Source organism: Bacteroides sp. BFG-637, from assembly GCF_024793605.1.
In the GTDB taxonomy this organism is placed as follows: Bacteria; Bacteroidota; Bacteroidia; order Bacteroidales; family Bacteroidaceae; genus Bacteroides; species Bacteroides vicugnae.
On sequence record NZ_JANUPD010000002.1, the window covers coordinates 5984248 to 6006558 of the forward strand.

The 22311-nt window shown below is 41.9% G+C and carries 11 protein-coding genes and 1 pseudogene; 2 read left to right on the plus strand and 10 right to left on the minus strand.

Annotated features, from left to right (window positions below; translation table 11 throughout):
* Positions 1 to 27: 27 nt before the first annotated feature.
* Positions 28 to 3987 (plus strand): two-component regulator propeller domain-containing protein, encoded by a 3960-nt coding sequence (locus NXX38_RS23660; protein ID WP_258981373.1) that lies wholly within the window; start codon positions 28 to 30, stop codon positions 3985 to 3987.
* A gap of 69 nt (positions 3988 to 4056) precedes the next feature.
* Here NXX38_RS23660 and fsa read toward each other — a convergent pair whose 3' ends face one another.
* The 8 genes and pseudogenes from fsa to NXX38_RS23705 all read right to left on the minus strand — a co-directional run bounded on the left by fsa (position 4057) and on the right by NXX38_RS23705 (position 16114).
* Positions 4057 to 4713: a fructose-6-phosphate aldolase gene (gene fsa, locus NXX38_RS23665; RefSeq protein WP_148364720.1), complete on the minus strand. Its 657-nt coding sequence runs from the start codon at positions 4711 to 4713 to the stop codon at positions 4057 to 4059.
* A gap of 67 nt (positions 4714 to 4780) precedes the next feature.
* Complete coding sequence (locus NXX38_RS23670; protein ID WP_148364719.1) at positions 4781 to 5833, minus strand: class I fructose-bisphosphate aldolase; 1053 nt, start codon at positions 5831 to 5833, stop codon at positions 4781 to 4783.
* Positions 5834 to 5860: 27 nt separating this feature from the next.
* Positions 5861 to 6607: a 2,3-diphosphoglycerate-dependent phosphoglycerate mutase gene (gene gpmA, locus NXX38_RS23675; protein ID WP_148364718.1), complete on the minus strand. Its 747-nt coding sequence runs from the start codon at positions 6605 to 6607 to the stop codon at positions 5861 to 5863.
* A 295-nt stretch (positions 6608 to 6902) separates the two neighbouring features.
* Positions 6903 to 9395 carry a zinc-dependent metalloprotease gene (locus tag NXX38_RS23680; protein ID WP_258981374.1) on the minus strand — a complete coding sequence of 831 codons (2493 nt, stop codon included), beginning with the start codon at positions 9393 to 9395 and terminating at the stop codon, positions 6903 to 6905.
* A 16-nt stretch (positions 9396 to 9411) separates the two neighbouring features.
* Positions 9412 to 10839 carry a RagB/SusD family nutrient uptake outer membrane protein gene (locus tag NXX38_RS23685; protein WP_074558747.1) on the minus strand — a complete coding sequence of 476 codons (1428 nt, stop codon included), beginning with the start codon at positions 10837 to 10839 and terminating at the stop codon, positions 9412 to 9414.
* Between the two features lie 21 nt (positions 10840 to 10860).
* Positions 10861 to 14461 (minus strand): annotated as a pseudogene (locus tag NXX38_RS23695) (SusC/RagA family TonB-linked outer membrane protein).
* Positions 14462 to 14480: 19 nt separating this feature from the next.
* Positions 14481 to 15545: a FecR family protein gene (locus NXX38_RS23700; protein ID WP_217721173.1), complete on the minus strand. Its 1065-nt coding sequence runs from the start codon at positions 15543 to 15545 to the stop codon at positions 14481 to 14483.
* Between the two features lie 65 nt (positions 15546 to 15610).
* Positions 15611 to 16114 (minus strand): RNA polymerase sigma factor, encoded by a 504-nt coding sequence (locus tag NXX38_RS23705; RefSeq protein WP_148364714.1) that lies wholly within the window; start codon positions 16112 to 16114, stop codon positions 15611 to 15613.
* Between the two features lie 491 nt (positions 16115 to 16605).
* On the opposite strand from NXX38_RS23705, the gene NXX38_RS23710 reads away from it, so the two are divergent.
* Complete coding sequence (locus NXX38_RS23710; protein WP_258981379.1) at positions 16606 to 18426, plus strand: PAS domain-containing hybrid sensor histidine kinase/response regulator; 1821 nt, start codon at positions 16606 to 16608, stop codon at positions 18424 to 18426.
* Positions 18427 to 18466: 40 nt separating this feature from the next.
* Here NXX38_RS23710 and NXX38_RS23715 read toward each other — a convergent pair whose 3' ends face one another.
* Both NXX38_RS23715 and NXX38_RS23720 read right to left on the minus strand, forming a co-directional pair.
* Complete coding sequence (locus tag NXX38_RS23715; RefSeq protein WP_258981381.1) at positions 18467 to 19921, minus strand: ATP-binding cassette domain-containing protein; 1455 nt, start codon at positions 19919 to 19921, stop codon at positions 18467 to 18469.
* Between the two features lie 107 nt (positions 19922 to 20028).
* Positions 20029 to 22164: an alpha-glucuronidase family glycosyl hydrolase gene (locus tag NXX38_RS23720; protein ID WP_258981383.1), complete on the minus strand. Its 2136-nt coding sequence runs from the start codon at positions 22162 to 22164 to the stop codon at positions 20029 to 20031.
* Positions 22165 to 22311 lie beyond the last annotated feature (147 nt).

Genomic DNA, 22311 nt, shown 5'->3' on the forward strand with positions numbered 1-22311 from the left:
TTGTTTCAGTTTAACTGACCTAATACCATGAGAAAAAGAACCTTTATTCTGCTATGTATAGCGTTCATCATACAGTTTGTCGGCGTTCCCTCCCTTCAAGCCGGACATTATTATTACAAGCAAATCTCCCTGAAAGACGGGTTACCTTCTACCGTACGATGCATCCTGACCGATGAACAAGGTTTTGTATGGATTGGAACCCGTTCCGGACTAGGACGGTACGACGGCCACGAACTTAAAAAGTATACTCATCAAGCAGACAACCCTCATTCCATCCCCCACAACCAAATCAATCAGATAACAGAAGATAAACTGAATAACATCTGGATTCTGACAGAAAAAGGAGTGGCATGTTATCAACGGCAAAGTGATGATTTCTTCATACCTACGGACGAGAAAGGAAATAATATAGTAGCCTACTCGACTTGTTTAATGAAAGACGGAGTTTTATTCGGCTCGCAAAACAAAGTCTATTTCTATAGTTATCAGCATTCTTCTCTTCACCTTTTACAGACGTTTAATCGAGAGCCCAATTTCAATATCACGTTACTAAGTTTATGGAATGAGCACACTCTTCTTTGCTGCAGCCGATGGCAGGGATTACTTCTTCTGGATTTAAATACGGGTAAACACACACCTCCTCCTTTTGACTGCGGAAAGGAAATCATGAATATGCTTATTGATTCACAAAACCGGATATGGATAGCCCCCTACAACGAAGGCATAAGCTGTTTTTCCCATGACGGAAGACCATTGGCTTCGTATACCACACATAACTCGGATTTAAGCAATAATGTCGTCTTAAGTCTTGCTGAACGGGAAGGGAAGATATGGATCGGAACGGATGGAGGAGGCATCAATATTCTTGAACCTGAAACGGGAAATTTCTCTTTATTGGAGCATGTACCGGGAAGAGATAACTACTCACTGCCCGCTAACTCCATTCTCTGTCTTTATAATGACCGGAACAATAATATATGGGCAGGAAGTATTCGCAACGGTCTTATCAGCATCCGGGAGGTTTCCATGAAAACTTATACGGATGTATTGCCGGGCAATGACCGCGGATTAAGTAACAATACCGTACTAAGCCTCTATCAGGAATCTGATAGTCGCATTTGGATAGGCACGGACGGTGGAGGTATTAACCTTTTTAATCCCCTTACAGAAAAGTTCACCCACTTTCCTTCCACATGGGAAGATAAAGTAGCCTCTATCTGCCCTTTTACCTCCGGTAATCTATTGCTTTCTATTTTCTCACAGGGCGTATTTGTTTTCAACCCGTCAACGGGAAAGAAGACTCCTTTTATTATTATTGATCCCGAAACTTCCAAACGTCTAGGAAGCCGAGGAAAAACAGTAAACCTATTCCTCAATTCCCCCCATAGTGTACTGCTATTGGGAGACCATATCTACCAATACAACTTGAAAGAACAAACATTCAGTATTGCTACCGAACAACAAGGAGCAGACATTATCGGTACCATTTTGCCTATAGCAAATAGTCAGAATAACACATATCTGAACGACAGCAAACATATCTTCTGTCTGGACAACCGTACCAACCGCCTCGAAATAATATTTCAATGCAGTAAAGACACATTGATTAATTCTGTCTCACGAGATGAATATGGAAATTTCTGGATAGGAAACAATTACGGACTGATACATTATAACCCTGTCACTCAAGAACAAACTCCGATACCAACCTCCCTCTTTGAAGAAGTCACTCTGATAGTATGCGACCAGCAAGGAAAAGTCTGGATAGGAACAGACAATATGCTTTTCGCCTGGTTAATCAAAGAAAGAAAATTTGTTCTATTCGGTGAATCCGACGGTGTCATTCAGAATGAGTACCTATCCAAGCCCCGTTTATTAAGTTCACAGGGGAATATCTATATGGGAGGTGTGAAAGGATTACTGCATATTAACAGCAACTTGCCCTTAATCACTTCCGAATTCCCGCAATTACAACTCTCGGATGTGGTTATCAACGGAGAATCCGTTAATGATAAGCTAAGTAGTAACCCTATAGGAATTTCTGCTCCCTGGAACAGTAATATAACCATTCGGATCATGTCGAAAGAAAAAGATATCTTCCGGCAGAAAGTATACAGATATCAGATAGAAGGACTGAACGATCAGCAAATCGAATCATATAATCCCGAATTGGCCATACGCTCACTTCCTCCGGGAAGTTACAAGATCATGGCTTCCTGCACAGCGAAAGATGGTAGTTGGATTCCCAGTCAAGAGGTACTGGAACTGACGATTCTCCCTCCCTGGTATCGGACATGGTGGTTCATCATTAGTTGTGCAGTGTTCATTACTGCTGCTGTCATCGAAACTTTCCGAAGAACGTTAAAACGCAAAGAGGAAAAGCTGAAATGGGCAATGAAGGAACATGAGCAACAGGTGTACGAAGAAAAAGTGCGCTTCCTTATTAATATCAGTCACGAACTGCGTACCCCATTGACTCTCATACATGCGCCACTTAGCCGAATATTGAAATCGCTTTCTGCCGAAGATACACAATATCTACCTATAAAAGCGATATATCGCCAGTCACAGCGAATGAAGAATCTTATCAATATGGTACTTGATGTGCGTAAGATGGAGGTTGGAGAAAGCAAATTGCAGATACAACCATACGCTCTCAATCAATGGATTGAACATGTATCACAAGATTTCACCAGCGAAGGCGAAGCAAAGAACGTATGTATCCGTTATCAGCTTGACCCGCATATCGACACTGTTAGTTTCGATAAAGACAAGTGTGAGATTATTCTAAGCAATCTGCTTATCAATGCCTTAAAACACAGTCCGCAAGATGCAGAAATAATCATTACTTCGGAGTTGCTTTCAGAGGAAAACAGGGTCCGTGTCTCCATCATAGATCAGGGAAACGGTCTCAAACAAGTAAATACGCAGAAACTCTTCACCCGTTTCTATCAGGGTACAGGAGAACAGAGCGGGACAGGAATCGGATTATCCTATTCCAGGATTCTGGTCGAATTACACGGAGGTTCCATCGGTGCCCTAGACAATCAGGAAGCTGGTGCAACATTCTTCTTTGAACTCCCACTTCGCCAACAATCAGAAGAGATTATCTGCCAACCGAAAGCCTATCTGAACGAATTGATGAGCGATGACAGTAAAGAACAATTGCCGGAGGAGAGTAATTTCGATACGAGTTTTTACAGTATATTAGTGGTGGATGATAATCCGGACCTGACGGATTTCCTAAAAAAGTCACTGGGAGAATATTTCAAACGGATAATCATTGCTTCGGACGGTGTGGAAGCCCTCCAACTGACCAGAAGCCATACTCCGGATATTATCGTCAGTGACGTGATGATGCCGAGAATGAATGGATATGAACTTTGTAAAAACATCAAGGAAGACATTACCATCAGTCACATTCCTATTGTACTGCTGACAGCAAGAGATGATAAACAAAGCCAGTTAAGTGGTTATAAGAATGGAGCAGACGCCTATCTTACAAAGCCTTTTGAGATAGAAATGTTAATGGAAATCATTCGTAACCGGTTAAGAAACCGCGAATCTATCAAGAAGAGATATTTAAATGCAGGATTGGTTCCTGCACCGGAAGAAAGCACATTCAGCCAGGCAGATGAAACCTTCCTGTTGAAACTGAATAAAATTATTCAGGAGAATCTGGATAACAGCAATCTGGATGTCACTCTTATTTGCAAAGAAATAGGAATGAGCCGGGCTTCCCTTTACAATAAACTGAAAGCTCTAACCGATATGGGAGCCAATGATTACATCAATAAATTCCGGATGGAGAAAGCGATCACATTCATCACTCATACGGATATGTCTTTTACGGAAATTGCCGAGAAGATCGGATTTACTACTTCACGCTATTTCAGTACGGCTTTCAAACAATACACAGGAGAAACGCCGACTCAATACAAAGAAAAACAGAAACAAAAAAGGAAAGAAGGAAAAAAAAAAAGGTGAACATCATGCGGACAAAAAATATCCACGATGATGTTCACCACCCATTTTATCATTGCATCTCACTTACATTCAGCCATTCACTTTCTTATAATCCTCCAGAAACTTCTTCAATCCTGAATCAGTTAACGGATGATTGAGCAATCCTTTGATAGCACTCAACGGACAAGTAGCCACGTCGGCTCCTACTTCCACACATTCGATAATATGTTTTGTATTGCGAATAGAAGCAGCCAACACCTGTGTTTTATAATCATACGTACGATACATACGTACGATATCTCCCACCAGCTTCACCCCATCTTCACAAATATCGTCCAGACGGCCGACAAAAGGTGAAACATAGGTAGCTCCGGCTTTAGCAGCCAGCAATGCCTGTCCTACAGAAAACACTAACGTACAATTGGTACGGATTCCTTTCTGCGTGAAATGTTTGATAGCTTTGATTCCATCAGCAATACAAGGAACCTTTACTACGATATGCGGATTGAGTGCGGCAAGTTCCTCGCCCTCACGAATCATCCCTTCATAATCAGTTGCTATCACCTCGGCACTTACATCTCCCTCAACGATCTTACATATCTTGACGTAATGTTCACGCTGATTCTGCGTTCCTTTAATACCTTCTTTCGCCATCAACGAAGGGTTGGTAGTCACACCGTCAAGTACTCCGAGGTCATAAGCCTCCTGAATCTGCTCCAGATTAGCTGTGTCAATAAAAAACTTCATACTCTTAATTTTTAATGGTTAACGATCTAATAGTCAAAGATAAGAATTTATTTCTATTCATCCCTGATTAAGCGATCGTAATTGACGGATCAAGATATACATCCTGAATGGCATTCAATAATTCTACTCCTTCGTTCATTGGCTTCTGGAATGCTTTACGTCCGCTAATCAATCCCATACCTCCGGCACGTTTGTTGACTACGGCTGTAATGACAGCATCACGCAAATCGGAAGAACCATGAGATTCTCCACCCGAATTAATCAAGCCTACACGTCCCATATAGCCGTTGGCTACCTGGTAACGGCAAAGGTCAATCGGATGTTCGGAAGCCAGTTCGGTATACATACGTTCGTCGATCTTTCCGAAACCAATGGCTTTGAAGCCACCATTATTAGTAGGAAGTTTCTGTTTCACAATGTCAGCTTTGATAGTCACTCCCAAGCGGTCGGCCTGACCTGTCAGGTCGGCGGCAGCATGGTAATCGACTGCACCTTTCTTAAAATCATTGTTACGCAGGTAACACCAGAGGATGGTTGCCATACCCAATTCGTGAGCATATTCAAAAGCTTCGGCAATCTCTACTAGTTGACGGCGACTCTGTTCCGAGCCAAAATAAATAGTAGCTCCTACGGCCACTGCTCCCATATTCCAGGCTTCTTTGACAGTGCCAAACAATACTTGGTCGAAGCTATTCGGGTAAGAGAGCAGTTCATTGTGGTTCAATTTCACAATGAAGGGTATCTTATGCGCATATTTACGTGCTACGGATCCAAGAATTCCAAACGTGGAAGCTACTCCGTTACAACCGCCTTCAATAGCCAGTTTCACAATATTTTCAGGATCGAAATAGATCGGATTGGGAGCAAATGATGCTCCGGCAGTATGTTCGATGTCCTGATCGACAGGAAGTATAGACACATAACCGGTATTTGCCAACCGTCCATGTCCCAACAGAGATTGCAGGTTGTTTAATACTCTAATGTTTCGATCCGAATCAATCCAGATTTTATCTATCGTATCGGGAGACGGAACATGAATTAATGATTTATCGATGGTTTCACAGGTATGTTCCAAATAATAACAGGCCTGATCTCTTAATAATTCAACTACTTTACTCATAACTTTACTTTTTAATATGTAACTATTTTATTTTTTCTTTCCCTGATTGGCAACTGCCTCCATTAGTTTTTTAATCTCTTCCGGATTTCCCAGGAAGTAGTCGTTGGATACATTCAGGTTTTCATCAAACTCAAATACGTAAGGCACAGCCGTAGGTAGATTCAGTTTGACAATATCTTCATCGGAGATGTTTTTTAGATGCTTGATGATGCCTCTCAAACTATTGCCATGAGCGACCACCAACAGCGTATGAGCTGTTTTCAGACTAGGAAATATATCACTTTCCCAATAAGGCATAATACGTTCAATGGTATCTTTCAACGATTCCGTGCGAGGTAATTCTGCATCGGGCACTTCATGATAACGGTAATCAAAATGCGGATTTCTCAAATCTTTTTCCGAAAGTGGATTGGGGGCTATATCATAACTACGGCGCCAGATGAGCACTTGTTCTTCACCATACTTCCCGGCAGTCTCGGCTTTATTCAATCCCTGTAAGTCACCATAATGTTTCTCGTTCAGACGCCAGTTCTTTTCGACAGGAATCCAGTCGAGATTCATTTTATCGAGTACGCAATTCAACGTTTTCACTGCACGTTTTAAATAAGAGGTGTATGCTTTATCAAAATTAAAGCCATACTCTTTCAATGTTTCTCCGGCTTTTTCGGCTTCGGCAACCCCTTTTTCTGTCAGGTCTACGTCGGTCCAACCGGTGAAACGATTCTCTTTGTTCCATGCACTTTCTCCATGACGGAGCAATACTATCTTTTTCATTGCTAAAAGTCTCCTTTCTTCTTTTTATATATACAACAGATTGTTTCTTCACAAAGTTCACTAGAAAACAAATAGTTATCAATACCCAGAAATTATGATTCTTTCAGCTAAGAAGTAAGGTGCAGTAATTAGGCATATAAAAAAACTTACTCTCCTCTAACTCAAAACTTGCATGTATTGATCGCTTATGAATCAAAACAAGTTTATCGTCAGAGAAGAGTAAGCCTGTTAGAGAGAGAGTTTATATATACAAGAAAATCTGTTCTGTTTTTCCGTTTCTTTTAAAGGTCCTTCTTCAAGATATCTCGGCATTTTTTCCGTAATACTCTTCTTTTGCTTTCTTAATATTCCGTAGTAAAGCCGTGTAATGCCTATAATTGAAATCTCCTTCTTTACATACGGTAAGCTGCTCTTTCACATATTCTTCAATCTTATCCAAATGCATTTCTATAAAAAGCAAAATATCAGAACGGTTCACCGTCGTATTTACATTTCCGGCATCTTTATCACTTGGGTTCATCATACGTTCAATAAATCCCAGGTAAGTCCGTTGCTGCTGACGGCGGAAATTATTCTCTAATTCATTTGAATCATTCAAAGGTTTCCACACTGTAGCAAACACATCGTCCAGATATTCCTCGAGCGGATAAGGATCCGAAGCACACATCGAAGCCGAATACAAATTCTGCAACATTCCCGATGCCAGTAATAAGGCTATAATAGAACTTTGGCGATCACGAATTTCATCCACAGCTTTCACTCCCGTGCAATTCACTACCTTATCAGGATAGAGCCAAAGTGGAGCTACAAGCAAATTCCGTCCTAACCATTCTACAGCTTCTTTCTGCACACTACGTGGCAAGTAATCATGAGGATCCTGCCCTGGCAGATTATTAGTATACCGGCCCCCCAAGTTTCTCTGTACATGCAGCGTATATTTCATATATTGGGCACGCACTGATTTATAAATCGTATTTAAATCATCATATTGGCCGTCAGGTTGTGCAGTCCAAGTCATAATATTTTCCATCACCCTTTTCAGGTTCTTCATACCATACTCATTGGCCTTCATATTATTATCCCCCAAGTCCTCACTCTGGCTGCGGGGATCAGTCCCTTTTCCTTCATCACCGATAAACAACAGGCGACGGTCGCCTTGAAGTTTCTTCGTGACTTCAGCACGCAACGCTGCTTTCTCCTTAAAAGGATCTTTAAATTCCGGACGGTATTGATACCCCCATTTTATCGCCCATTTATCATAATCGCCAATACGGGGGAAAAGCCCTTTTTCTGAAATCCGGTCTTCGGGTTGTGCTACATAGTTAAACCGTGCATAATCCATAATAGATACTGTGTGACCATTGGCCTCCACCCATGCTTTATCACGCAATTTCTCTACCGGGGTAGCCGAACTGGCAGCCATATTGTGACGCAATCCAAGCGTATGACCTACCTCGTGTGAGGAAACAAATTGGATCAGAGTCCCCATTAATTTGTCATCAAAGGTCATTGATTGCGCACGTTTATCCAAAGGTCCACACTGCACCATATACCATTTCTTAAGTAAGTTCATTACATTGTGATACCAACAGATATGACTTTCCATGATCTCTCCGCTACGAGGATCTACAATACGCGGACCATAAGCATTTTCCGATTCCGAAGGCAGATAGCGCAATACGCTATAACGTGCATCGTCCAGGCTCATTGTAGGATCGTCCGGCCATTCTTTGGCAATAATGGCATTTTTGAATCCGGCTGCTTCAAAAGCTACATTCCAGTCATTCACACCAGCTTTAAGATAAGGAATCCATTTTTTTGGTGTCGCCGGGTCTATATAATACACAATAGGACGTTTAGGTTCAGTAAGTTGCCCTTTGCGATAACGTTCCGGATCTTTCGGTTCCAACCGATAACGCTGGATAATGGCTCCACGGGTCGTGACTTGCTGGTCATCCGAAAACTCTGTCACCGGATTTTGGAAGAATCCGACCCGTTCATCTGCCAATCTCGGCTGCATAGGTTCTTTGGGTAACATCACCATACTGGTATTCAGTTTCACTGTCACCGAACCTGTTGCCGCAGCCGGCAACTTGCCGGAAGTTATATTGTAAGTACGTAAAGTAAGCACTTCCACATTAATGGGATAGGTTTTTATAGTATCCATGAATGTACGGTCCTGTGCTAAAGAACCAATGCCAAGAATAGAACGGTCACTTGATGTAAAGCCACACGTCTTATTATCACCCAAAAGAAACTTGGATACATTGATGAGCTGCGCCTGAGTCTCCGGATTTCTACCGATAACGTCAAACTTACAAATAACCGGATCTATCGTTGACTGCTTCAATGCTTCCGCAATTTTATCACCTGTGGGAGCAAACTGTGACTGTACATATTCACGTAAAAAGAGCGTCTTGTCGTTATGTTGTTCCCAATAAACCACACTCCGGTTCACCTCTTCCCCACTAAGCATTTTGAACCCCTGCGGCACAGCTTTAAAGCGAGTAACAACCAATAACAATCGTCCCAACAAAGAATCCGGTACTTCAAAATACCAGTCATCCTTGATATGACGCACTGTAAACATACCCTGACATTCACTTCCTCCATCTTTCAAAAGTTTCTCGTAAGCTGTCGCTTTCTTGACAGTGTCTTTCTTAACTGTATCTTCACGGACCACCAGACTTTTCTTTCCATGTTCAAACGGATTCATAACACCGGCCCGTGCTTCTGCTCCTTGCAGTGCCCAAAGTAGCAATACAGTTATCATCAAAATCTTTTGCATTGTTTTTCTATCTATTTTATTCGTTAGTATTTAATGTCAGGTTCGGATTTTTCTCACGGGCAGCCAACGGGAACGGAATGACGTACAAACGTGAATCCGGTTTCAACGTATATGTCTTCTGTTCGACATTAGTAGAAACCAGCGGGAAAACACGGGTGATCGTCTTTGCATAGTCCGCTTCCGTATTAAACCGCTTCAAATCCCAGAAACGACTAAAACCGAAAAGCAACTCCTTACGACGCTCATTAATGATTTCCTGCATCATTTCACGCTGGGTAGCCGGTTCCGGTAATACTGCCTCTGTTCCTTTGATTCGTTTTTCACGCAACTGATTCAAGACTTCAACAGCTCCGGATAAATCGTTCTGACGTGCCTTTGCTTCTGCCAGAATCAGATAAACTTCGGCGGTACGCATACCTACAGCCATATACTGGAACTTAGTATAACCAATTGACGTATCCCACAAAGCAGCTCCGGAACCTTCATCAAAGTAATATTCCGGATTTCCAGTCATCTTGAAAAACAGATTCATACGCTCGTCATTCGTTCCGAAAAGCTGTACCAATTCCGGACTGATCATTCCATAAGTATAAGACATATATTCTGTGACACCACCCATATGGGCATAATTCAAGATTTCAGGATTTCCACCTCTACCATATGTCGTAACCATAGTCGGACCTCCCTCAGCCTCCAAAGCTATATAATCAATCAAAGTATTATTCCGTTTCAATGATTCTTCCGCTGCCTCTTCAGCCTTTTTCCAGTCACGATGAAACAGATATACGCGGGCAGCCAAAGCATAGCCGAAAGCCTTCGACGGATGATAAACATTTACCGGTTCTTCTTGCAGATAAGGCAATGCTTCCTCAATATCCTTAATGATGAAGTCATAGACTTCAGCGACAGTCGCTTTGGTAGGAGTAGCTTCGAGATCGTACTCTCTGATAATGGCAACACCACCGTCAGTAGCTGCCGTCTCCGGATTATAGCTTTTTGCAAAAGTGTTTACCAGAATAAAGTGGTCCCAGGCACGCATTATCTTTGCTTCCGCCTTTGCCAGTTCTTTCGTATCCTTATCACCCGTACTATGATCTACCAATGAAATCACGATATTCGACCGCAAAATATACGTGTAGCAATTCGCATACAAATTATTATCACTCAAATCCTTACGAACAGCTTCCTCATTAAATGTCATATTGATTCCATCCCATGATAGATATTCTTTGCCAATAATATTCGATTCTTTTGACCAAACATTATCACTCAATAGAGCAAAGGACGCCGGTTGATAGCATCGGTTAGGCAAGGCCACCAACTCGTAATAAGTATCAGTAGAATCTACAGTTTTCTTCCCTGTGGGAGTAATATCCACGTAATTCTCACAGGCCGCAAGTCCCAATATCAACAGAACCGGCAATATATAAAGTAGTTTACGCATATTCTATAATCTTTTTAATAATTAGAAACTTGTTGATAATCCAATAGAGTAAGTCTTGGGTGAAGCCATGCCACGCGTCCCCTCGTTTAAGTTATAGCTCTCCGGATCAATGTCATTTCCAGCTTTACACCAGGTAAAGAGATTGTTCACTTGCAACTTCACTTTCAACGAACTAAGCCGGAGTTGACGGCAAATGTCAGATGGCAAATTATATCCTAAACTCAGACTACGTAGTTTTACATAGCCGGCATCTTTTACATTGATGTCGCCATACTGCCACCAATCCTGAAAACTCCCTGCATAAGTTTTCACCTTTGTTGGCATATCGATATACATACGCACATTTGCATTCGGATCATCCGCACTCCAACGATTAGTAATATCTTTCAATGTCTGACTTCCTACTTGATCACTCATATTCACAACACTATTACGTAATTTATTACCACCTGCATATACAAGGAAAGCATTCAAATCAATTCCTTTATAACTTAGTCTGAAAGTCAGTGCCCCGTTGAATTTAGGTGTCAGTGAACCAAGATTTACCAGATCATCTGTACCTTTGAGTGACGATCCGGTAGTAATACTAGCGACCGTTCCATCCTCGTTAAATGTCACAAGATCATTTCCGTCTTTATCCACCGCTACCGGATATCCGTTCTCGATACGGTCGATACGGTAAGCCCAGAGTGTGTTATAGCTACTTCCTTCCATAAAATAGTTCTGCGGACTCTTGATAAAACTTATCGATGACTCCGAATCACTATGATCCACTTTCAACATTTTATTCTTGTTATGAGCAAAGTTGAAATCAATGGCAAAGTTCCAGTCTTTCTTTCGGATGATATTGGCAGTGAGCGATAACTCAATACCCCGGTTACGCATTTTACCATTGTTTACGACACGTGATTTAGCCCCCCAAAGTAGGGTCCATGTAGCGACGTACAAGCAAATCAGATGCAGAACGATTATAATATTCCAGACTACCGGCAATCACATTATTAAAAAGACGGAAATCCATTCCCACATTATAAGTGGCTGTTTTTTCCCAGCGAAGTTTCGGATTCGGAAGATCATCATCATCATAAGTCAGATAAGTAGTCTTAATCGGGTTACTCTGCGTTTTTTGCTTAACCACAAAATAAGTAGTCGACCTTTGGTCTACATTACCGTTAATACCATAGGTCATACGCACTTTCAAGAAATCGAGCCAGAAAAGTTCTTTCATAAATGACTCACCCGACACAATCCACGAAGCACCGACCGACCACAAAGGGTGACGTTGATTACGGATATCAAGCCCGAACAAATCTGCCTGGTCCCAGCGGATACTTCCGGAGATATTATAACGTGACAGATAAGAGTAACCCGCATTAGCATAAAAAGATGCATAACGATGACGTGATTCCTGCAATGTAGCCGGTAGACCGCTTAACTTAATCGCATCACCGGAAAGAGCACTTGTGCCTACTCCGTCACGATATGCCTGCCAGTCCATTATATCAGAAGTCAGCGTCTGCGGATCATAGCCATACATTAACTGGCTGATAAATTTAGGTATCTTATTTTCCCTAAATTCCAGCCCGGCAATAGCAGTTACCGAATGTTCTTTCCAGCTTTTATCAAAATCTATTTGGTTACGTACCGTATAACGGTTACTGCCCAATTCGCTCTGATAAAATCGTCCTCCTTTCGGCATATGCGATTTTTCTGCTGTATCAATCATGGAATTGTACGTCATGCGCATCAAATAAGAATCTTCCGCATCATATACCTCACTTTTACTATTGTTCCACTCATATTGATACATAAAGTTATATTTGAACATCTTCAAGAAGCGAGCCTGTAAACTGACAAACGGACGTATACTAACATCATGCGATTTTGTACCACTTTCACCTAAGGCATCAAGCACATTGAAGCCAAATGATTTATAAGGTGAAACACCTTCCGCCTGACTTACCACTCCCCCATTGTAAGAGCCACCTGAATATCCGCTTACATTTACATAAGGAGAATTGTAATGCCCGCCATCGTCATCCAGTATTCTTTCATAACGTTGTTGTAAGGTATAACCGGTAAATAGACTATTAGGCGTGTCACTACGTCCCAAGCGGGCATCCACTCCGGCATTCACATTCAGCCAACTAGTGATAGCATAACTCGATTTGTAGTATAAGGAGATTCTATTACTTTTGTCATTTATAGTTCGCCCTTTATCATTTTCATAATTAAAAGAAAGGAAGTGATTACTGTTCCCCACTTTTTGAGAAACAGACACGTTATAGCGCTGTGTCACAGCCGCGCGCCAAGCGTTATCACGATACTCCTTATAGTAATCATTATTGCGCCACTGATTCAGTGTAGCCTCCACTTCACTATTACTTACCACTCCATTTTCCCTATCTAAATAGAGCTGAAACAATGGATAATAATATCCAGATTTATAAGAGGATAAAAAACTGGAAGCACTTCCGAGTTCAGCCACATTAGCATCAAACACTGCTGTTTGATAATCAATAATATCACTCGTAGACGCCAGATTCAAACTATTGAAATTAGGTTTGCTAGTGATAAACCAGTCTGCATTGATACTAACATGTGCTCCTTCCTCTTTAGCCTGCTTGGTTGTTACCACGATAACTCCGTTTGCAGCCAAAGCACCATAAATACTGGCTGCCGCTGCATCCTTCAAGACAGTCACGCTCTCTACATTATAAGGATTTATCTCACTTAAAGTTAAGTTTGTCGGCATATCATCTACAACAATCAACGGGTCTGTCCCCACATCATTCGAGAATGTGCCTACACCACGAAGGATGGGACTCATATCACCGTTATTCGGATTTATATTCATACGCAAACCAGCCACTTGCCCCTCCAGAGAAGAAGTCAGGTCCGTATGCATCTGTCTTGTCAGCTGTTCGGAATCCACAAAGCCGAAAGCAGCGGTAGAACGCTCCCGACTAATACGCTGATAACCGGTCACTACAACATCTCCCAATTGTTGTTTGTCTTCATGCATAATCACATTGACATGGGTACGTCCTTTAATAGAAACTTTTTCTGTCTGCATACCGACAAAAGAGACCTCCAAAGTGTGAGTTTCCTCCAGCACCTTACAGGTAAAATTTCCTTCGACATCGGCAATGGCTCCAAACGGACTATTGATTCCCCGGATATTTGCACCTGGTAACGGGATGCCTTTTTCATCTACCACCCGCCCCTCTACACTTCTAGTTTTTCGTACAACGCCAGTGGAAGTGGTTTTCACTTTACGGATAGTAATGAAATGCTGGTTCACCTCATATTCAAAAGGTTTTCCCTCCAGAATTTTCTGAAGTGCAGACAAAGGTGCCTGCTGGCGTATACTGACACTTACCCGGTACGGACCGACATCTTCACTAGGGAAATTCACCTTATAACCGGACACATTACTGAACTGCTTCAAAGCCTCTCCCAACGATACCTCTTTCAGTTCCAAAGAAATTAGTTTGTTGTCCGTACTTTGTGCCCATCCATGCAAGGCAGTTACAAACATCAGCAATAAAAAGGCGGTTTTCATCCACACGATCCTTCTCGTTGCCTTTTTGTAAGACAATGTAAATTGTTGCTTTTTCATAAGAGTTGTATTTGTAAAGTTATATATGTTTAATCGTGATCGTCTCGTCTTGATAATCCACACGTACTTTTTCCAGTTTATTCAGAAGTTCCAAAGCTTCTTCCAAGCGGGCATCACGGTTAGCCCAGAAGTTTAATCGGATATGGTATAGTTCCGCTTGTTCGAAATCAATATTCACGTTATACCATCTGCCTAAAGAACTCATGATGTCTTTCAGTGATGCATCTTCAAAATAGAACATTCCCTCAGTCCAAGCTGTATAAGTCGCAATATTCACACGTGATATATTTTCTTCTCCGTTTTCCGTATAAGTGAGATCCTGACCAGGCTGGAGTATAACGGATTGATGACTGGTCATATTCGTAACCTCCACCTTTCCTTGTACCAAGGTCACGTGCCGGTCTTCCGTTTTATATGAACGTATATTGAATTTAGTACCCAATACCGTAGTTTCCATCCCATCGGTACTTACAATAAACGGACATTTTTCATTCTTCGCAACCTCGAAACAGGCTTCCCCTTTCAATTCCACACGCCGTTCCTTACCATTAAAAGCCACAGGATAACGCAAGCTACTTTCAGCATTAATCCAGACTTTAGTACCATCCGACAACACCAATAGAAAGCTCTTCCCGCGTGGAGTAGTCAAAGTCTGACAACATATTGTGTCCGAAGTTAATGCTCCCACTTCTTTAAGATTCATCACACTATCTTCCAGCAGTTGTTCACTATGACCATCCGTTTGCAACATCACATGTTCTCCATCAGTGATTGCAGCAAAGAGCCGTATGGGTTGTTCCATTTGCCGGGAAGTAGTCGGAAATAACGAAGGAATCAGAAAAACCAGCACTAATACGGCAGCCGCAGTAAAAGCCGCTGCCCCTATATACATTCTTGACCTGACTCTACGTTTCCGTTCCAGATTCTCACGTATCACAGCTTCCTTACAAGCCATTAATTCCAAGAAAAGTTCTTTATTATCAGGTATATTTATCCACTGAAGGAATTCATCAGTTTCCCTTAATTGTGGATGTTGTATGGCACGAAGTGCATAATCTAAATTTTTATCTGAATGGTCTATCATAGTGTCAATAGTTTCATTAAACACGTAGAGGTTACTGAAACTGATGACACCCCGATAGGATTTTTTTAAAAAAAGATGGTTAATTGTTTTCGGAGTATCTTTAAAGCTCTGGCAATGTGCGTTCTAACGGTATTATCACTAATACGTAACTTTTCACTGATTTCCGCACATTTCTTTTCATTTAAGAAAAACTCTTCCACTACGGTTCGCATTTGTGGAGCCATCTGGCGAATACTCTCCTGCATCCGGTTTATCTTATCTTCATACTCACGGTATTCTTTCACAGTCCAGCCACTGTAAAGTTCTTCCAGATACCTTTCCGCATTTTTATACACCACGTTCTGATGACGTATTTGGTCAATACAACGATTTCGTACCATGACGAAGAATAACGGCAGCAGATCCTCTTCCGTTGTCAACCGTTCGCTGCTCTCAAGCACCGAACAAAAGACATCGTTCACCACATCTTTTGCACTTTCCTCATCATTCAGCAGATTATATGCATGAATATAGAGTTTTTGCCAATGTTCCCTGTATATAACAGTTATAGCATTTTGACTATCATTCATGTATTTCCAGTTACTTTTTGCATTTTATAGAGCGCAAAGATAACCAATTAGAGCAAAAAACATTCTATTTATTAAAAAAGATTATAATTCATATAAATGCATTTGTTGTTATAGACATATTCTATTCCCATCGTCTGGCTCTTAATATTTTGACACCTTGTTTCTCCCCAGAAAGATACGATTCACAACTATATCCGACCGTTCCCATTCATCTGGATGTTGATTTAATATTCGCTTTATCTTTACGCTTACAGAATGCTTCGATTATTTTTTTTACACGAAGATAATTTATTGATATTCTGTTCATATATGCCCGTTTTCTTTGTAGTACAGACTTTCCTTATGATACAATCATACTATCTTTTACTTTTTTAAGGTGGAATTCAACAAAAATGATTATTTTTACGAGCAAATTATTGTCTAACTCTTGATAATACAGACATATCTTGAAAATAAACGAACAAAACGAAAGTGAATTCCTACAAAAGCTTATGAACAAAGCGAATATAGGATGGTGGGAAGCTGACTTAAAAGCAAAGACTTACAAGTGTTCGGAACTTATCTCCCAACTACTCGGAATAGGAGAAGACGGGCTCATCAGTTTCGAAGATTTCAACAAGCGTATTCTAAAAGAAGACCAGGGATACGCCACTTTTCCGTCTTTTGACAAATTGCAACAGACTGTAGAAGAAATATACTTGTTTGATACTCCCAAAGGCCATGTATGGATTCGCAGCAAGGCATGCTTTCAGGAAACAGACGAAAACGGTAACACCAAAGTATATGGAATTGCCGAAACACAAGAGGGAATTCATATAGCCTCTGCACATCAGGCTCTACAAAATAGCGAGCGGATCCTGCATAATATTTATAAGAATCTTCCGGTCGGCATCGAATTATATGATAAGGACGGTCAAATGGTCGACCTGAATAAAAAAGATATGGAAATGTTCCGTATTTCCAATAAAGAAGATATTCTGGGAGTCAACATTTTCGAGAATCCTATATTGCCGGAGGAAATAAAACAAAAGATTAGAGACAATGAGAACGCAGATTTTACATTCCGGTATGACTTTTCCAAAATCAACAAATATTATCAGCCTGACAGTACAACCGGTTTCATTGACTTAACAACGAAAGTCACCACTCTATACGATCACAACCACGCACCTATCAACTACCTCTTAATAAATGTAGACAAGACCGAAGATACAATTGCCTATAATAAGATTCAGGAATTCGAGAGTTTTTTCGATCTGGTGGGAGATTATGCAAAAGTAGGTTACGCACACTTCGATGCTTTGAGTCGGGACGGGTATGCTTTGAGAAGCTGGTACATGAATGTAGGTGAAGAAGAGGGTACCCCATTGCCGGAAATCATCGGTATTCATTCCCATTTCCATCCGGAAGATCAGGCTGTGATGATCGACTTCCTGGATAAAGTGATAAAAGGAGAAAGTTCCAAGCTATCCCGCGATGTCCGCATCCGCAGAGCAGATGGAAATTACACTTGGACACGGGTTAACGTATTAGTCAGGAATTATCAGCCGCAGGATAATATCATCGAAATGCTGTGTATCAACTTTGATATTACCGAACTGAAAGAGACAGAGCGGATGCTGATTGGCGCCAAAGAGAAAGCTGAAGAAGCCGACCGGCTAAAATCTGCTTTTCTTGCGAATATGAGTCATGAGATACGTACTCCACTCAATGCGATAGTAGGCTTTTCCAGTCTGCTTGAGGAAGCGGAGGATGCAGAAGAAAAACATCTGTATATAACAATTATTGAAGAGAATAACAAACTCTTGTTACAACTGATCTCGGATATTCTTGACTTGTCAAAGATTGAGGCCGGGACTTTCGACATTATCCCGGAACAAGTGGATGCACAACAACTTTGCAACGAACTGCTACAGGCTATGCAGGTAAAGGCTACTGAACAAGTAGAGATTCTTTTAGCACCGGAACTTCCCGAACTTACTTTTACCAGCGACAAAAACAGGTTGTATCAGGTATTGCTGAACTTTATAACGAATGCTCTGAAATTTACTTCCAAGGGTAGTATTGTCATTGATTACCAAATCAACGGAAATGAAGTCAGATTCTCGGTTCAGGATACGGGAATGGGCATCGAACCGGAAAAACAGGAAGCTATCTTCACCCGATTCGTGAAATTGAATAATTTCATTGCCGGCACAGGATTGGGACTTTCCATCTGTCAGAGTATCGTCACACAGCTGGGTGGCAAAATCGGAGTGGAATCGAAACCGGGAGAAGGGTCCTGTTTCTGGTTTACGCATCCGCTCAACTAAAACCTGATTTCAAAGAAAAATAAATATCAGAAAACAATGTTTACCGGTTTCTCTTTAAGAAAATACGGTCTGTTATAGTGTTGGGAAGTTCCGATTCATAATGTGTCACCATAATCATCGTCTTATCTTTGCGTCGGCAGAAAGCCTCGATCACTTTCTTTACCCGGCGACGATTATAGGTATCCAAGCCATGAAGCGGTTCATCCAGAATCAGCAGTTCCGGGTCTTTGACGAAAGCTCTTGCCAGCAAGGCCAAACGTTGTTCTCCACTGGATAGTTGCAGGAATGGTTTATCTTTCAAATTTGCAATGCCGAATATATCCATCCACCACTCACAGATAGCCATCTGTTCCGGTTGAGGACGTTTATACAGACCGATACTGTCATGCAAACCACTGGCTACAATCTCAATAGCGGGCAGATTTTTAAGATAAGCACGGTGCATCTCCGGACTTACGTAACCGATATGTTTCTTGATTTCCCAAATACTTTCTCCCGTCCCTCTTTTCCGTCCGAAGAGACTGATGTCACAGGCATACGATTGCGGATTGTCTGCACAGACAAGGCTCAACAGAGTCGATTTCCCGGCACCGTTCTCACCACTCAACGCCCACTTCTCACCACGACGGACTGTCCAGTCCAGTTCTTTCAGAATAGTTCGGTCGCCATAACGGATACTGACCTTATTCAGTTTCACTACTTCCTCCGAATCGTAATTGTTGCCATCAGATGGCAAATCTATAATCCGTTGCTGCAAATCATCAAAAGAGGTAACCACATCTCTACTACGGAAAGCTTCGAGATAGGCTTCACGTTCCATTTTAGGAAAGACCTCCATTTTGTCCACAGGAATGACATGAGTAATGAATGACGGTATATCATCGAGCATGGAAAGCACCAGAATAATTTGTACGGACGACATTTTCGTCAGACGTTCGAGCAAAGAGAATAACAGTTCACGCGTAGGAGCATCCAGTCCGATAAACGGATTATCCATAATCAACACGCGGGGAGCAGTCAACAGGGTTTTGGTTAGCTGGAATTTACGTAATTCACCGCTGGAAAGGAGAATGATTTTCTTGTCGAGCAACGGTTCGATACGGAAGAGTTCAAACAGTTCGCATTGCAGTTGCTCGTCCTTGATTTCTCCCAACATCTCACGAACATCGGGAGCCTCATCCTGATCATGAGCATTCCAACGCTGCTGATAGTAGTAATTGGCATCGGCAGCTCCATAAGTATCGCGGAAAGCAATGTATTTCACATTATCATAAAGAGTCTGGGTGGCAGAGGGGGAAAAATCATATTGCACGATTCCATCACGCAATGGATATTTTCCGATCAGGGTATCTATAAAAAGACTTTTACCACCACCATTGGGACCTACAATGGCTATGTGCTCATTCGCTCCGATAGTTGCCGTGATGGGTTTGGCTAAACGCACAAGCGGGTTGCGTGCTACGCCCCCCGCCATGCAGAATGTATTTTGGTTCATATTCTTTTATTCTGTTTTATTATTGCCCGCAAAGGTAACAATTTTATCATAAAAGACGCCAAATTGCAAACATATTCTTATTCGTTCCGTATAGGGAATATCTTTGTTTACTTACTAAACCCATAAGGTGGACATTCAAAATTGGTAATATCCAATTTGTATTCCATCATATCTTTCAACTCGTGTATGGGACGTTCCAATTCGTAAGGTATCGGTTGTCTGCTGAATTGCTGGAAGTAAAGCAAACAAGCATCCCGCCACCAGACAGCATCCCGTGCCTGAATCTTCAGGCGGTGTTGCACATCACGAAAACGTTCGAAATCAATATACGGTTCCATCCTGTCCCACACTTTTTGAAAGTTTCTCACTTCGTTTACACCACGATCATACGCGTAGCACAGTTCTGTCCAAAGTGTACGCCCGCTCTTCATCTGATGATTCCAAGGGACATGGTGAAACCAAAGGAGCAGATTCTCCGGACAGGTATTCACATTGTCCAGTTGCTCGCATAATGGAGAATGGTATTGTCCGGTAGCATTACTTCCTGTACTGCTGCGGTCGAAACCTATTCCCATGTTGTCGGCACGGTGGTAATAAGGAGGTAGCCAATCCGGGCGGGCATCGGGAATATCACACCAGGGTTCCGGTCCGTAATGATGTCCCCATGCAAAGATATGATGCAAGCCGAGAGGCATCATGTAGTCTACTACTGCTTCTCTCGATTTCTGAAGCACTTGGGAGTTGAGAAAGGAGAGTTCAGCGTCAATTTGCTCTTTTTGAATGACTTCTCCTGCCGGAGTATCGATTTGCGCACCGGTAACGGGAAGAAAAGTCTGTTTCAACCATTCATTTCCTATCTGTTCGGAAGAAAGCGAATGCTTCCATGCCAAGCGTCCGAAAGCATACCAGTTAGCTTGGGCAAAAGGATGTCCACACCAATTAGTATCATCACCGATGTTTGCCACTCCGGAAATAGCCGTGAGCGGATGAGGGAATAACGAACCATCCGTCACACGGGCAATGGTGGAGCCTTTGCCTTGTAGATAAGTATCACTATCTAAACATTCTTTCCACATAGGAGCAAGGAACGCAAGGTGATTGGAAAAGCCAAGATACTCTTGTGTGATTTGAAACTCGGGCATAACTGCCGTCTTCTTCATAGCTCCGAACAGCGGGCTGAATGGCTCACGGGGCTGGAAATCTATCGGACCGTTTTTGATCTGCACAATAACATTGTCCCGGAACTTACCATCCAAAGGTTCAAATTCAAGATAGGCTTGTTTGGCACGGTCGCTGTCAGTAGGAGAATAAACGAAAGCGCGCCACATCACAATACCATGATAGGGCCTCAACACATCGGCAAGCATATTGGCTCCTTCGGCATGAGTGCGTCCGTAATCACATGGACCGGGCTGCCCTTCGGAATTCGCTTTCACCAGAAAACCTCCGAAATCGGGAATCAGAGAATAAATCTCTTTGGCTTTCTGCTTCCACCAGTTTATCACTTCTTTATTCAACGGATCGGAAGTGGACAAACCACCTAAAGCTGCGGGAGAAGAGAAATTGATAGAAAGATATATTTTCAAGCCATAAGGGCGGAAAACGTCGGCCAAGACTTTGACTTTCTGCAAATAATCATTAGATAGTATCTTAGGACTTGCATTGACATTGTTTATTACAGTGGCATTAATGCCGATAGAAGCATTGGCACGAGCGTAGACTTCATAACGGGGAGAGACAACAGACGGAAGTTCGTCCCATTTCCAAAGTGAATGTCCGGCATATCCGCGTTCGATTGTACCATCCAAGTTATCCCAATGATTCAGGATACGAATTCGATAATCAGGTCGTTCGGAGATATCGAGGGATTGCAAAGCTGATTCCGGTAGTTGTCCGGTAGCTTGCAGACGGAGTAAATGATACGTTCCATAAAGTACTCCTTGTTCACCGGAAGAAGCTATCGTTATTTGACTGCCACCTTTGGAGGTCTGAATCGTATATCCCTCATTTCCAAGTGCACGAAGTTCTTTATTGTTCCGGACCTCCAAAGTAACCGGGATTCCTCCCTGCCAGAAGTTCTGTAATTCGGAAACCGCAATACGTAATGTAGGTGATTGTTTCTTGCTGGTAATTTCCGCTTTCGCTCCCGATGCATAACGAAGCCACAAGGCACTTCCATCTTCTGCCCAAATAGAAGAAAAGCAAAAAAACAAAGTGAATGTCAATGCAAATATATTTCTCATAGTACAAAGTATGTTATCACAATTAATTTACAGTATGATAGCATAAGTAAATTAAGCATTCATAGTTAATAATAACCGCCTCTACCTGAAAAATCCCTATTACCTAATATTCTGGTAAAAGTAGGTATGTTTTTCAAATAGAGGCGG